The following is a 14,943-nucleotide window of genomic DNA, read 5'->3' as shown; positions in this document are numbered from 1 at the left end:
CTCAACAGTCCTCTCATTTCGTCCAGATCGCGGCAGCCGCCATCGACAGACCGCGGCGGACGGCTTCATCGGCATCGACCGGGTTCACAGTGACCGACAGTGTGTCGAAAGCCAGCCGGTACAGCATTGCGAGCCGCCCCGAGGCAATCAGCGTGATTCCTGCTTTCGGCATCGCGCCGGACAGCCCTGCCGCCAGCTCGACGCCGATCAACGTTCCCGACAGCGTTTCGCGCGCCGCGGCCGGTGTGCCCCCGAACAAAAGCTGCCGCGACCGCGCGCCGAACAGAAAATTGGCGGCGAAGGCCGGCGCTTCATACGCGGCTTTCACCGCCGCCTGGAAACTCGCGACATCCTCGGCGTCCTCGGCGCCTGCGACCGCAAGCGACAAAATCGTCTCGCGCGACACGGCGCTGAAGAGCTCGCCGGTCATGAAGGTGGAGAAATGCGCAACCGTGCCGTCCTTCAGGCGCACCCATTTCGAATGCGTGCCGGGCATGCAGACCAGCGCTTCGCCGGCGGCATCGAGCCCGAGGGCGCCGAGCAATTGCGTCTCCTCGCCGCGCATCACGTCGGGCGCTTTTGCATCGCGCTGCGCAATACCCGGCAGGATGCGTATATCGCGCGTCTCGCCCGGCACCCGCGCAGCCTGCTTCAGAACGGCCGCGAGCGGCGCCGGTGTATCGACATATCCGGCTTCGACCCAGCCCGTCTTGGCGCCGGCCATGCCGCAGACCAGAACCGGCAGATGAGCTGGTGCTTCGACGGCGGCAAGATGCGATTGCAGCACGGCCGCGAAGCCGGTCTTTGCCGCCGCCAGCATGCCCTCATCGCTGCGCCGTTCGGCCAGCACCACGCCGGTACGATCGATCAACCAGAGCCGGAAGCTGCTGGTGCCCCAGTCCACCGCGACGTAAGCGGGTTCGGTCATCTCGGTTCTCGTCCTCGTCTCACCGGCAAGACGCCGTCTCGCGACAATGAGACAACGCCCCGCAAATCTGCCCCGGGATATCGGCTATTGCTGCCGCAAACCAGCCATTTCTCGCCAGGTCTGAGGCGCCGCTCGCGCAGGCACACCGCTCTCGAAGAGGTGGCACACCGCTTGCTAAGGTGTTCCCGCTCACGTCCGTGAACCGCGCAACAAGACGCGTCAACATCAGATGAGGAAACCCATGGAGATCGGTTATTTCACGATGCCTTCGCACCCGCCGGAGTGCGGCCTGAAGGAAGGGAACGACTGGGACCTGCAAGTCATGCGCTGGCTCGACGAGCTCGGCTATCAGGAGGCCTGGGTCGGCGAGCACCATACCGCGCCCTGGGAACCCAATCCCACGCCGGATCTGCTGATCGCACAGGCCCTGATGCAGACCAAGAACATCCGCATCGGGCCGGGCGGCTTCCTGCTGCCCTATCACCACCCCGCCGAGCTCGCCAATCGCGTCGCGATGCTCGATCATCTCTCCGGAGGGCGGCTCAATTTCGGCGTCGCGGCCAGCGGCCTGCCGAGCGACTGGGCCATGTTCAACGTCGATGGGATGAGCGGACAGAACCGCGACATGACGCGCGAGGCGCTGGAGATCATTCTGAAGATGTGGAGCGATCCCGCGCCCTGGACCTACAAGGGCAAGTTCTGGACGGTGACCAAGCCGGACACGATGTTCGACTTCCTCAAGCCCCACATCAAGCCGTTGCAAACGCCGCATCCGCCAATCGGCGTCGCCGGTCTCTCGAAGAACTCGGACACGCTGAAGCTCGCCGGCGAGCGCGGCTTCATCCCGATGAGCCTCAACCTGAACCCGGCCTATGTCGGCAGTCACTGGGATTCGGTCGTAGCAGGTGCCGCCAAGACCGGGCGCAAGCCGGACCGCGCGGATTGGCGGCTGGTGCGCGAGGTGTTCGTCGCCGATACCGACGAGGAAGCGTGGAGGCTCTCGACCGGCGACATGATGGGCCGGATGATGGGCGAGTACTTCCTGCCGCTGCTCGGCCATTTCGGCTTCAAGGACTATTTGAAGCACGCGCCCGACGTGCCCGATAGCGACGTCACCGTCGAATATTGCGCCAAGCGGAACTGGATCGTCGGCTCGCCCGCGACCGTCGCCGAGAAGATCGAGAAGATCTACGAGGAGGTCGGCGGCTTCGGCGTGCTGCTGGTGTTCGGCTTCGACTACAAGCACAAGGCTGAAGCCTGGCATCACTCGCTGTCGCTGCTCAGGAACGAGGTGATGCCGCGCCTGAAGCATCTCGGCTCCGCGAAGAAGGCGGCTTGACCCGACGCGGGTGCGGCGCGATCGTGCCGCACCCGTTCTTTCTGGAGACCATCGCGTGAGCGTGGACGCAAAGGATTTCAAGCAGGCGATGCGCCAGTGTGCCGGCGCCGTCGCGCTGGTCACTGTGGGGGCCGAGCACGGCAAGCGCACGGGGTTGACGGTGACCTCGGCCTGCTCACTGTCGGACTCACCGCCATCCCTGATCGTCTGCGTCAACCGCAACGCCAGCGCGCACGCGCGTATCCGCGAAGAAGGCGCGTTCGCGATCAACTTCCTGCACGAGGACCACGCGGCGCTGGCGCTGACCTTCAGCGGCCAGAAGGGCGTCAATGGCGACGACCGTTTTGCGTTCGGGGAGTGGACGCGCGGGGTGACCGGCGCGCCGGTGCTGAGCGATGCGGTCGCGGCGTTCGATTGCGTGCTGGCCCAGGAATTCGAGACGACGACGCATTCGATCTTCATCGGCGAGGTGCGCGGCGCATCGCATTCCGACGGCGCGGCGCCGCTCGTGTATCTGCGCAGCAGCTTCCACGCCCCTCGCGAAATCCGCGGCACCGTGACGGTCGGCGACCTCGACTCGCGGCATCTGAGCTGGAGTGATTTTTCGTAGAGAGCGACGCCGAGCGAGCTGCCGTTCCCTTCTCCCCTTGCGGGAGAAGGTGGCGCGAAGCGCCTGATGAGGGGTATCTCTCCGCATACACAAATGGCTGAGGTGAATGCGGAGACAGACCCCTCACCCGTCTCGCCACTACGCTGCGAGCCACCCTCTCCCGCAAGGGGAGAGGGGAAGAACGCTCGCCGCATGCAGCTGAGTCCTACTGCGCCGTCTCGATCTTCAACTGCTTGAGCTTGCGATACAGTGTGGCGCGGCTCAGCTTCAACGCGCGCGCCGCTTCAGTCACACGACCACCGTGCTTGCGTAGTGCCTCCACGATCGTGGCGCGCTCCGCCGCCGCGAGGTCCGCTTCCACCGCCCTTCCACCAAACGGCGGCAGATCGAGATCGGCATCGGTAATCACGCCGTCCTCCGCCGTGCAGCCGGCGAGCCGCAGCACATGCCGGAGCTGGCGCATGTTGCCGGGATAGGGATAGGCCGCGAGCTGCACCCAAGCCTCGTCCGAGAGCGAGCAGTTCGGCGCTTCCTCGCGCGCGATCTGGCGGATGACGTCGTCGCGGTCGGCGCGCTCGCGCAAGGCCGGCAGCCGCACCTCCATGCCGCGCAGACGGAAATACAGGTCGGTGCGGAAGGCGCCCTCCTCGGCCATGCGGCCGAGATCGCGATGGGTGGCGCTGATCAGGCGAATGTCGACCGGCACGGGCTTCAGCGCGCCGAGCGGCCAGACTTCGCGGTTCTCCAGCACACGCAGCAGCCGCGTCTGCAGCGCGATCGGCATGTCGCCGATCTCGTCGAGGAACAGCGTGCCGCCGTCGGCCTGCACGATCAGGCCCTTCGAGCCGTCGCGGCGCGCGCCGGTAAAGGCGCCGGCCTCGTAGCCGAACAGCTCGGCATCGATCAGGCTTTCCGGCATCGCCGCGCAGTTCAGCGCGACATAGTTGTGACGCGCGCGATTGCCGGTTGCGTGAATGGCACGAGCGAACACATCCTTGCCGACGCCGGTCTCGCCATGCAGCAGCACCGGCAGATTGTGATCGCCGACGCTTTTAAGTCGCTTCACGCTCCTGATCAGGCCGGGATCGCGGCCGGCCAGGCGCTGCAGCGCATCGATGCGATCGACCGGTGCCTCGCGGCGCGGCGCGAGCGGACGGGTCGAGGCCCTCGCCCGCAGCGGCGGCGCGACATGGCCATGCCCCAGCGGAGTGCCATCGGCCCGGCGCAGCTCGACGAGATCGTCTGCGTCGCGCGCAGCAAACTTGACGTACCGCGACAGATCGATGCCGGATGCGATCAAGCCGTCGGTGAGACCCAGCAGTGCGCGCGCCGAACGGCAGGCGCCCACGATGCGGCGATCGTCGTCATAGGCGAGCAGGCCGCTGCCGCCGTCGCCCGGGACGGTCGCGATCCAGGCGTTGCGGAAATGACCGCGGAAGATCGCACCCTCCATGCGCCGCGTCGCCTCCATCGTCACCGCCAACGCAAGCTGATGCGCGGTGCGTTCGAGGTCCTCGCGGCACGAGGTGATGTTCACGGCGCCTGCAAGCCTTCCGGCCTCGTCGAACAGCGGGGTCACGGCGCAGGAGAACATGTGCCACTGCGCGCGAAAATGCTCGTCGCGATGCACCAGGATCGGCTTTTGCTCGGCAAGTGCCGTGCCGAGCCCATTGGTGCCTTCGAAGGACTCGGAAAAATTTGAGCCGGTGTAGATCTTCCAGTCCATGAATAGTCTTGCGTCGGCTTCGCCGGGCAGGCGGCTGAACAGCATGGTTGCGTTCACGTCCGCCAGATTGACGCAATAGCCGGCATCGCGCAGCACACGGGCGAGATCGTCGAGCTCCGGTGTTGCGAGCCGGATCGTCTTCTCCATGGGTTCGGCGACGTGACGGATCTCGGCTTCGGTGAGCGTCTGCGGCGGCCCCTGACGGGCGGGATCAAGCTTGTGGCTGACCAGGCAGCGCCGCCAGGAATTGGCAATGCGCGAAGAAGCATCGACGTCGGCCACGTGGTTGGCGGCGGACAAGACACGGGCGACATGGTTCGAGGCCGAAAGGCTGGCCATCGCGGACGTCTCCACCCAGTATTATTGTGCAAAGTCTGGCACCGCAGACGGGGATGTCAATCGGGAACCGGAAACGCGGCGAAGCGCAATCAGAATTGCTGCACCGCCCTCACCACGTATCGATGCATGGGCGTTTCTTCGCGGTCCGCGCCGGCGGCTTCGGCACCGAGCGCAAGCCTGCCATGATCCACCGCCTCGTCTCAGCGGGGTCGATGACGTTGTCGATCTCGAACACCGAGGCGATCGACACGGCCTTGCCGTTGGCATAGAGCTCGGCGACCTTGTTGCGATAATAAGTCTCGCGCTCGACGGGGTCGGCGATCGCCTCCATTTCCTTGCGGAAGCCGAGGCGGACGTATCCCTCCAGGCCCATGCCGCCGAACTCGCCGGTCGGCCAGGCCGCGGTGAAGAACGAGGCGTGGAAGCCGCCGCCGATCATCGACTGGGCCCCGAGCCCATAGCCCTTGCGCAGCACGATGCCGAACAGCGGCACTGTCAGGCTCGCGCCTGTCACGAACATGCGCGAGACGTGGCGCACGATGGCCGTCTTCTCGGCTTCCGGTCCGACCATGAAGCCGGGCGTGTCGCACAGGGAGACGATCGGCAGATCGAAGGCGTCGCAGAGCTGGAGGAAGCGCGCGGCCTTGTCTCCGGCATCGGCGTCAATCGCGCCGCCGAGATGGCGCGGATTGTTGGCGATCAGGCCGAACGGCTTGCCCTCGATGCGGATCAACGCGGTGACCATGCCGACACCGTAGTCGCGGCGCAGCTCCAGCACGGAATCCTTGTCCGCGACGAGGTCGATCACGCTGCGGATGTCGTAAACGCGCAGGCGGTTCTCAGGGATCGCGCGGCGCAGCAGCCGCTGGTCGGCGGCCTGCCACTCCGTCACCGCGCCCTGGAAATAGGACAGGTATTTTTGCGCAACACGCGTCGCCTCCTCCTCGTCCTCGACGAGGATATCGATGACGCCGTTCGGTGACTGGAACGTGACAGGACCAATCTCGGCCGGATGATAGACGCCGAGCCCGCCGCCCTCGATCATCGCGGGGCCACCCATGCCGATCGAGGCGTTTTTGGTCGCGATGATGACATCGCAGCAGCCGAGCATCGCGGCATTGCCGGCGAAGCAATAGCCGGAGACCACGCCGATGACCGGCACGAGACCCGAGAGCCTTGCGAACTGCACGAAGGACGGACCATCAAGCCCGGTCATGCCGAGCCGGTCGGTATCGCCGGGCCGGCCGCCGCCGCCTTCGGCATAGAACACCAGCGGCACGCGCCAGTCTTCCGCGAGCGTCAGCATGCGGTCGATCTTCTTGTGGTTCATGTGGCCCTGCGTGCCCGCGAGCACGGTGTAGTCGTAGGCCACGACGATGCAGCGCCCGCCTTCAGGACCGAACTTTTCGGCGTTGACGGTCGCGACACCCATGACGAGGCCATCGGCCGGCGTGTTCTTGACGAGATCGTCGAGCTTGCGCCGGCGCCGCTGCGCAGCGATCGCAAGGCTGCCGTACTCCATGAACGAGCCGTCGTCGACGAGCTGCGCGACATTCTCGCGCGCCGTGCGCTGATTGGTGTTGCGGCGGCGCTCGACCGAGGCCGGGCGATTTTCGTCGAGCGTGTTGGCCTGGCGCGCGATCAGTTCGGCGAGATCGGGACGGATGTGGTCGAGATCGATATCGGCTTCTGTTGCCGACGCATCCGCCGCAACCTCGAGCGGCTCCAGATACATGATCGGCTCGCCATGCATCAGCGTGACGCCGTCGCCGGCCACGAGCTTCATGACGCGACCACCCTGCTCGGCCATGACCAGATGCTCCATCTTCATGGATTCGATCACGGCGAGCTGCTGGCCCGGGCGCACGATCTCGCCCTCCTTCACCTGAATGGTGACAATGGTCCCCTGCAAGGGTGCTGCGACCATCACCGTGCCTTCGGGCACGATCTGTGCGGTATGCGCCTCGGTGCCGGGACCGCCGCTTCGTTCCGTCGCCGCAAAATAGAGTGGTTTGGCCGCGCCATCCGCGGCTTCGACAAGCTTGCCGATGTTGCGATCGATGAAGTCTGTCGCGATGCGGTTGGAGCGGAAGTCGGGATGCGCCAACACGGCCTGGAGGAAGCCGATATTGGTGACGACGCCGTCGATCCGAAACTCCCGCAAGGCGCGCGAAGCCTTGGCGACGACATCGTGCCAGGCTTCACCGGGCGTATGCACGATGACCTTTGCCAGCAGCGAGTCGAAGGCGGCGCTGGTCTTGTAGCCGGCATAACCGAAACTATCGACGCGGACGCCGGGGCCTGATGGCGGCTCGAACACGGCAAGCACGCCGCCGGTCGGGTGCGTCGCCCCTAGCTCGTCCAGCGTCTCCATGTTGACGCGGAGCTGCATGGCATAACCGCGCGGCTTCGGGATCGAGCCTTGCGCCAGGCCGAGCGAGGCAAGCGAGGCACCGGCAGCAACCGCAAGCTGGGCGCGGACGAGATCGAGGCCGAGCACCTCCTCGGTCACTGTGTGCTCGACCTGAAGCCGCGGGTTGGCCTCGATGAAGGCAAAACTGTCGTCGGCGGTGCCGTCGACCAGGAACTCGAACGTGCCGAGATTGTCGTACGACGCAGCCACGGCGAGTTGCTTCGCCGCCTCGATGATACGGCCACGCAAGCCGTCGCCGAGCGACGGGCTCGGCGCCACCTCGATTAGCTTCTGGTGCCGGCGCTGAATGGTGCATTCGCGTTCCCAGAGGTGGGAGATCGCACCACGATGGTCACCGATGATCTGCACCTCGATATGGCGCGCCTGCCGGATCAGCCGCTCGGCATAGACGCCGTCGAAGCCGAACGCGGTCTTGGCCTCGGACTGGCAGCGCGCGTAGGCCTCCGCGAGATCGGCAGCGCACTCGACCACGCGCATGCCACGGCCACCGCCACCGGACATCGCCTTGATCACGATCGCCGCATTGCTGCCGAGCGAGATGAAGAACGCCGTGATATCCTCCAGCGAGGACGGCCCGCTGGTGCCGACGATGATCGGCACGCCGCAGCGCTTTGCCAGCTGCCGTGCCGCAACCTTGTCGCCGAACAGTTCGAGCGCCGCGGCCTTCGGCCCGACGAAGGCGATGCCTGCATCGGCACAGGCCGTGGCGAACGCAGCGTTCTCGCTGAGGAAGCCATAGCCGGGATGCACGGCGTCGCATCCAGACGCCGTTGCCGCCTTCACCACGGCCTCGATGTCGAGATAGGCCCGCGCGCCGCGGCCGGGGATTTCGACCGCCTCATCGGCAACCCGCACATGCAGCGACAGCGCGTCGTCGGCGGAATGGATCGCGGCCGTCGCGATGCCCGCGTCTGCCGCCGCACGCGCGATGCGGATGGCGATCTCGCCACGATTGGCGATCAGGAGCTTTTTGAACGACATGCAGCGTCTCCATGCCCGCGCACCCAAGCGCGGGTCGGCAGGTCCGATGGTTCTGCTTCGTCACTTTAACCGAGGTCGTCAAGGGCAAGAACGCCGGTCGCGATGACCGTTCCCGCGGGCCGGAATTTCAGTCGGTCGCGCGCGCCGTGACGAGGCGAATAATCCGCGCCACGGCAGACGGGATCGGCGCGATGATTGGCACGGTGAACATCGGCTGAAGCTCGCGCGCGGCTTCGCCCAGCGGCCCGCCACCGATGATGACCGCCTCTGCGCCATCCTGCGCGATGCAGGCCTCGACCGCACCGGCGAGAGCCGCGCGCAGCCACGCCGGATCACGCATCAAGTCTTGCGGATCGCCCTTGGCGAAGCGGGCGCCGGTGTAATGCGATCGCAAACCCAGCGCTTCCGGCAGAGCGTCGATCTTCGCTTCCAACAGCGGTGTCGTGGTCGCCACGCCGAAGCGGCGGCCGTTCTCGGCGGCTTCCAGCATCGAGGACTCGCCGATGCCGACCGCGGGCAGTTTCATCGCGGCCTTGATCCCCGCCAATCCGGGATCGCCGAACGCCGCGACGATGATACCGTCGCATGCATGCCGGTTCGACTGCGCGATCTCGAGAACTTCGGTGGAAGCTGCATCCAGCGCATCCGGCGTCACGATCATTTGCGGCGCGCGCGTTGCGGTCGCGCCGTCGACGTCGAAGCCGTCCACGGCGGCCGACTTCGCGATGGCGACCATCATCGCTGTGGTCGCCACGGAACTGTTCGGATTGATCAGGAGAACGCGCGCGCGACGATCGGAATTTGGGCCCATCCCCTGCTATACTAGGCCGCTCGCACCCCCGCAACGAAAGCGCTGACCTCGTTTTCCAGCGATTGCAGCTTCTGCGACAGCCGGCCGCTCGATTGCAGCACGAGGCCGGCGGCCTGGCCGGTCTCCGCCGTGGCATCAGTGACGCCCGAGATGTTCTGCGAGACCTGGTCGGTGCCGGAGGCGGCCTCCCTTACGCTGTGGGCGATCGCCGCGGTCGCGGCGCCCTGCTCCTCGACGGCTGCGGCGATCGACGAGGAAATCTCGTTGACCTCCATGATGGTCTTGCGAATGCTGTCGATGTTGCCGACCACCTGGTTGGTCTCGGCCTGGATCGCGGTGATCTGCGCGCCGATCTCGTCGGTCGCCTTCGCGGTCTGGCTTGCCAGCGACTTCACTTCGCTTGCCACCACGGCAAAGCCCTTGCCAGCCTCGCCGGCGCGCGCCGCCTCGATGGTGGCGTTGAGCGCGAGCAGATTGGTCTGCGAGGCGATCTGGTTGATGAGGTCGATGACCTCGCCGATCTTGTGCGCGGCGGCGGCAAGTCCCTGCACCGTGTCGTTGGTGCGCTGACCGTCGGCGGCGGCCTTGTCGGCCACGCTTGCAGCCTGCGCGACGCGCTGGCTGATCTCGGCGATCGAGGACGACAGCTGCCCGGCGGCGGAGGCCACCGTCTGCACGTTGCTCGAAGCCTGCTGGCAGGCGGTGGCGACGAAGCTCGCACGGTCGGTCGCCTTGTTCGCGGTCTCGGACATGCCCTGCGCGGCCTGCTGCATCGCGCGCGCCTCGTTGAAGACGTCGCGGACGACGGCCTGAACGTTGGCCTCGAACTTGCCGGCGAGGTCGGTCATCGTCTTGCGCTTCTCCTCGTCGGCCTTCTGCTTCGTCTCCTGCTGTTCGGCGTGCATCCGGCCGACCGCCGACGCATTGTCCTTGAACACGGCGAGCGCCTTGGCGAGCCCGCCGATCTCGTCGCGACGATCGGTATGGGGCACATCGAACGCGCTGTCGCCGGCGGCGAGGCGCTCGGTGAGCGCAGTGATCTTCGCCAGCGGCCGGGTCACGCTGCGGCCGATCACGAAGGAGGCGCCGAGCACGAGCACGAACACGGCCAGGCACACCAGGGCGAACGTCATCGCATTCTGGCGGAAGACGGCGTCGACATCGTCGAGATAGATCCCGGTACCGATGATCCAGCCCCAGGGCGCAAAGCCCTTCACATAGGAGATTTTCCCGACCGGCTGGTCGAAGCCGGGCTTCGGCCAGAGGTAGCTGTAGAAGCCCGCGCCCTGCTTCTTGACGACGTCAACGAAGCCGACGAACAGCGCGTTGCCGGACGGATCCTTCATCCCGGCGAGATCCTTGCCGTCGAGTTCGGGCTTGATCGGATGCATGACCATCTTGGGGGTCATGTCGTTCAGCCAGAAATACTCGACCTTGTCGTAGCGCAGGCTCTTGATTTCCGCGATCGCGCCGGCCTGGGCCTGCTCGCGCGGGAGTTTTCCCTCACTCTCGAGCTTCTGGTAGTGCGCCAGGATGCCGTAGCCGACGTCGACCATGTGCTGCGTCTTGGCCTCACGGTCTGCGATCATCTGCGCGCGCAGGGTCGAAAGCGCGATCGGCGCCAGCGCGATCATGCCGAGGAGGCTGATGCCGACAATCAGGACCAGCTTGAAACTGATGCGGGAGAAAAACATAGGTGCTCGCAAGATTTGGAAGGGCTGATATGCCAGTTTATCCCGCGCCCCTTAGCAAAGCTTTAAGCATTCGGGGTCCCCGCAAAACACGCAAAACTCCGTAGGATCCTACCGGCACGCCGCGGACGGCCTCGCAGGTTCACGAGGCCAGCTGCATCCAAGATGCGATCTCTTCAAAACTAGAAGGCCTCGATATCGCCCCTCCGAGCGTTGACTTGCAGGGGGCCCTGACGGAACGATCGACGCAGATCATCAGCGCCAGCCGGGGCGTGGGCGCAGCCGGAGGCCAGAGGCTCAATGCATCAATCGACATCGACAGGATCCCTCGACCTTCCGTCGCTGAACGCGGCGGAGCGGCTCTTCATTTGGGGATTTCGGGCGAAGGCGCGCAGCGGAAGCGCCGTTCCGACCGCGGCCGACGTCCAGCAAGTGTACGACCACTTTCGCGTGGGCGATGCCGTGCCTTCGCTGGAGTCCATCATCGAGATTTTTGCCTGCACGGCGCATACGGCGATCGCGGTGCACTGCCCGACCTGCCCGCGCATGTCCGACAGCGAGCACGGCATGTTGCGGGCGATCGCCGCCGCGCAGAAAGAGCGCGATGATATCGCGCGCGAGCAGTTCGAATGCTGGCTGCCGCCTGTCGGCGCCGACTGGGCCCTCGCACCCGTGCGGGGACTTGCAACGATCTTCCGCATGGCGGGCCTCATCCTGCCCGACCGACACGTTCCGTCTTTCGACCATGACCGGACCATGGCGATGAAGAGCTGGCTGGTCGGAAGCCCCACGTTGCACTGACGGGATCGCGCGTGATGCAGGACAGTTACGGCTCTGTGTCTGTCACGGAAGCCGGCCAGGCGCGGCTCTGTCCGCTCCAGGCCGCGCTTGCGACGCGGCCTGACGTCGAGAGCTACGATGATTTTGGCCGCGTCACGCTCTCGCTGTTCCGGTTCATCGCCGCCGCCTATGCGACCGGCGCGTCCGATTGCTGGGAGGCGGCTTATCGCTTTGCCGACGAGGCGCCCGGCATCGCCGATAGCCCGCTGCTGGTCGCACGCGTTGCCGCGCTGGTCAGGATCCTGCGCAGCGGCCGGCCGTGCCAATTGTGCTTCATGCCGCCGTCGTGCCGGCGTCTGTCGAAGGACGAGGCGGAATTGATGCGGCTGCTGGCGGTGGCGCGCGGCAATCGGCCGGGTGAGCTCGAATCCGCCGTCTGCCAGTTCGTCGGCAACGAGAACTGGATCGCGACAACTAGGGCAGTCAACGCGCTCGCGTTCTGCTGATACAGTCCTTCCAGACCACCGTGTTCGCCTCGCGCAATTCGCTTGAGGCGGCAGCTTCACCGATCGGCAACGCACGTCGCCATGATCGCATCGAGCTCCGCCTTCGAGAGCACGCCTAGCTCGGCGATGAACACGATGCGCGCGGCGGGCAGGCCCGGCGTCGGCACTTCGCCTGGCACCAGCGTGGCGCGGCCGGCGGCGAATTGAAACACCATCTGGCGCCCGGGCTGCTCGACGGTCTCGAACAGGCCTTTGGCCCGCGCGAGTTTTGGCGCAAGCTGACCGATCGCCTGCTGCAGGCGGGGCAGCGAGAGCGGCTGGTCCGAGGTCCAGCTCAGCGTTTCGAAGCGTTGCTCTGCCGGACGTTTCGGTCCGGGCTCGCGCCGCGCGGGGGCGCGATCGACGGTCGCGGGAAACAGCAGCGCGGACGGAATCTCGCCATGCTGCGCATCGACCACCACAGCAGGGACGCGCTGCGCGCGGATGGCCTCGCGCATCCGCCTGCCGGCGCCCTCGTCCGCCAGATCCAGCTTGCTCAGAGCCACGATGTCGGCGACACGCAGCTGCGAACGATGCAGCGCGTCGTCGAGAGCGGCGGGGGGTGTTGCCGCGTCCATCACGCAGACCACCGTTTCCAGGGGCGCCTCGCGCAGGATCACGGGATCCATCAAATTGCGGACGATGTCGGCGGGATCGGCGACGCCGCTGGTCTCGATGACGATGTACTCGGGCTTCGGATCACGCCGCAGCAGCGTCGAAAGCGTGCGCAGCAGGTCACCTTCAAGCGAGCAGCAGATGCAGCCGTTGGCGAGGCTGACCACGCCGTCGCTGGCGCCCGCGATCAGCTCGGCATCGATGTTGATCGCACCGAAATCGTTGACTACAGCGGCGATCCGCCGCCCCTCCGCATGCGCCAGCAGATGGTTCACGACCGTGGTCTTGCCGGCCCCCAGAAAGCCCGTCACCAGGAGAATGGGGACCGGCATGTCTCAGCCCCCAACGACGGGGCGGCGCACGGGACGGCCGGGCCGCGCCGCCACGTCCAGCACGCCATCTGTGATCAGCACCTCGCCGCTGACGATCAGATGCCGCACGCCTTCGGAGGGGCGGTTCATCGCCGTGAAGGTCGCGCGGTCCGAGAGCTTCTCGTAGTCGAACACGACGATGTCGGCATCGGCGTCCTTCGCGAGCCGGCCCTTGGCGCGCATCGCGGGCGTGCTCTGCGAGAGGATCTCCGCCGGGATCAGCGCGCATTTGCGCACGCCTTCGAGCAGCGACACCGTCTTGCGCTCGCGCACCCATTCGCGGATGAACTTTGTGAAGCAGCCGGCCGAGCGCGGATGCGAGGTGGCGTCATCCGGCAGCGGCCAGGCATCGCCGGTGTAGGTCTTGCCGTCAGACGTCGTCCACGGCATCGCGTCGGAGGCGATGGCGCCGCCGGGATAGAGCACCGACATGTCGAGGAGGTCGCGGTGATGCGCATTGTTCTCGGTGTCGAGGATGTGCCACAGCACCAGCGAAGACGGCTCTTCGCCCTGCGCCTTCAAGAGCTCCTCGCGATCGCTGAAGCGGTGGCCGTCGGTGACCCGCTGCACGGAATCGTAGCCGGTGCCGTTGCGCTCGACGAATTCGGGGTCGCTGAAAAACGCGGCCGCCAGCACGGTCGATCCGGTGCCGTAGGGATAGGCCTCGACCGTGATCGGCAGGCCCTGCGCCTGCGCTTTCGCGATCAGCACACGGCAGCGCTCGACGTCAGTCTTGCTCGACGAATTGAAATGGCAGATGTGCATGTGCGCGCCGGTGGCGCCGGCATAGCCGATCAGGCGGATATAGGCCTCCGCCGCGCTCTCGGGGTCGACGCGCGACATGTAGGCGACATGCGTGAAGGTCGGCACGTCCTGCGCGGCCGCGAGCTGGCAGACCGCGGTCAGCTCCTGCACGCCGGCGCCTGGCGCATAGGCGTTCAAGATGCCGATGCCGATGCCGCCCTCATTCAGGCCGCGCGACAATCTCTCGAGGATTCCCGCAACCTCCGCATCGCTCGCCACGTTGTCCATCCAGCGGCGATCGCGCATGGCATTGCCGAACGCCTCCAGCGAGCTCTCCGCATTGGAGCCCGTCATCGCGCCGATGCGCGCGAAGGCCCAGTTGGTGGCGGCGCCGTAGTTCAGCACGCGTCCCTTCCGCGCCTGGCGCTCATACCACGACCCGACCGGCAGCACGCCGGCTTCGAGATCGAGCGTCGTCGTGACGCCATCAAACGCCTGCATGCGATCGGCGGGGAGCGACTGGCCATGCGCATGCAGGTCGATGAAGCCGGGCGCGACCACGAGGCCGGTCGCGTCGATCACCCGCTCGGCGCCGCCGAGCGAGGCGCCGACCGCGGCGACCTTGCCGTCCACCACCGCCACATCGCCAACCGCGTCCATTCCGCTGGCGGGATCCACCACCCGGCCGCCAGAGATCACCAAGCCGCTCATGTCGTCACTCCCTCACGCTGAATTCGCATCAAGGCAGATTCCCGGAGGGACGACCACCTCCACCGATGCCGACGCATCATGCTCGCAAGGGAGGCTCGAAGGCAGGCTCGAAAGGGAGGCTCGAAGGAGAGGTCAATTCACAGCAGGTCGCGGACACGCGCTCGCAGTCTCGCGGCAGGTTTGCCCGAGGTATGCTTCTCGCTTCACGCCCTCGAAGAAAGGGCGCAGGCAAGACCGGGCGCCGGCTGGCACCCATAAAGACCCCCATGCGAACTGATTGCACACGCAATGCACAGGGGAGACACAGGGCAGCCGAGA

The 14,943-nt window shown here is 66.3% G+C and carries 11 protein-coding genes; 4 read left to right on the top strand and 7 right to left on the bottom strand.

Annotation, left to right across the window (positions count from 1 at the left end; translation table 11 throughout):
* Positions 1-13: 13 nt before the first annotated feature.
* Positions 14-928, bottom strand: coding sequence for a 2-dehydro-3-deoxygalactonokinase (locus AC0L27_RS10945; protein WP_354061752.1), 915 nt, complete (start codon positions 926-928; stop codon positions 14-16).
* Positions 929-1,169: 241 nt separating this feature from the next.
* Between AC0L27_RS10945 and AC0L27_RS10940 the strand changes: the two genes are divergently transcribed.
* Both AC0L27_RS10940 and AC0L27_RS10935 read left to right on the top strand, forming a co-directional pair.
* Positions 1,170-2,267 carry an LLM class flavin-dependent oxidoreductase gene (locus tag AC0L27_RS10940; RefSeq protein ID WP_275173603.1) on the top strand — a complete coding sequence of 366 codons (1,098 nt, stop codon included), beginning with the start codon at positions 1,170-1,172 and terminating at the stop codon, positions 2,265-2,267.
* Between the two features lie 55 nt (positions 2,268-2,322).
* Positions 2,323-2,877: a flavin reductase family protein gene (locus AC0L27_RS10935; protein ID WP_354061750.1), complete on the top strand. Its 555-nt coding sequence runs from the start codon at positions 2,323-2,325 to the stop codon at positions 2,875-2,877.
* 205 nt (positions 2,878-3,082) lie between these two features.
* On the opposite strand, the gene AC0L27_RS10930 is transcribed toward AC0L27_RS10935, so the two are convergent.
* The 4 genes from AC0L27_RS10930 to AC0L27_RS10915 all read right to left on the bottom strand — a co-directional run bounded on the left by AC0L27_RS10930 (position 3,083) and on the right by AC0L27_RS10915 (position 10,862).
* Positions 3,083-4,942 (bottom strand): sigma-54-dependent Fis family transcriptional regulator, encoded by a 1,860-nt coding sequence (locus AC0L27_RS10930; RefSeq protein WP_354208060.1) that lies wholly within the window; start codon positions 4,940-4,942, stop codon positions 3,083-3,085.
* Between the two features lie 109 nt (positions 4,943-5,051).
* On the bottom strand, positions 5,052-8,357 hold the full coding sequence (locus AC0L27_RS10925) for an acetyl-CoA carboxylase family protein (RefSeq protein WP_473318923.1): 3,306 nt from the start codon (positions 8,355-8,357) through the stop codon (positions 5,052-5,054).
* Between the two features lie 127 nt (positions 8,358-8,484).
* Positions 8,485-9,168, bottom strand: a complete 684-nt coding sequence (locus AC0L27_RS10920) for an aspartate/glutamate racemase family protein (protein ID WP_354208064.1) — start codon at positions 9,166-9,168, stop codon at positions 8,485-8,487.
* 11 nt (positions 9,169-9,179) lie between these two features.
* Positions 9,180-10,862: a methyl-accepting chemotaxis protein gene (locus AC0L27_RS10915; protein ID WP_354208066.1), complete on the bottom strand. Its 1,683-nt coding sequence runs from the start codon at positions 10,860-10,862 to the stop codon at positions 9,180-9,182.
* Positions 10,863-11,159: 297 nt separating this feature from the next.
* Here AC0L27_RS10915 and AC0L27_RS10910 point away from each other — a divergent pair, with 297 nt between their 5' ends.
* Entirely contained in the window at positions 11,160-11,660 is a 501-nt protein-coding gene (locus AC0L27_RS10910; protein ID WP_354208068.1) for a hypothetical protein, read from the top strand.
* Positions 11,661-11,671: 11 nt separating this feature from the next.
* A complete protein-coding gene (locus AC0L27_RS10905) occupies positions 11,672-12,145 on the top strand; it encodes a hypothetical protein (protein ID WP_354208070.1) in 474 nt (157 codons plus the stop codon).
* Positions 12,146-12,201: 56 nt separating this feature from the next.
* On the opposite strand, the gene AC0L27_RS10900 is transcribed toward AC0L27_RS10905, so the two are convergent.
* Entirely contained in the window at positions 12,202-13,131 is a 930-nt protein-coding gene (locus AC0L27_RS10900; RefSeq protein WP_354255099.1) for a CobW family GTP-binding protein, read from the bottom strand.
* Positions 13,132-13,134: 3 nt separating this feature from the next.
* Positions 13,135-14,625 carry an amidohydrolase family protein gene (locus tag AC0L27_RS10895; RefSeq protein ID WP_354208073.1) on the bottom strand — a complete coding sequence of 497 codons (1,491 nt, stop codon included), beginning with the start codon at positions 14,623-14,625 and terminating at the stop codon, positions 13,135-13,137.
* Between the last annotated feature and the right edge of the window lie 318 nt (positions 14,626-14,943).

The sequence above is a fragment of the Bradyrhizobium sp. Ken51 genome, from assembly GCF_055807435.1.
Note: the sequence above shows the minus strand (reverse complement) of the source record. Positions and strands in the feature narration are given on the sequence as shown.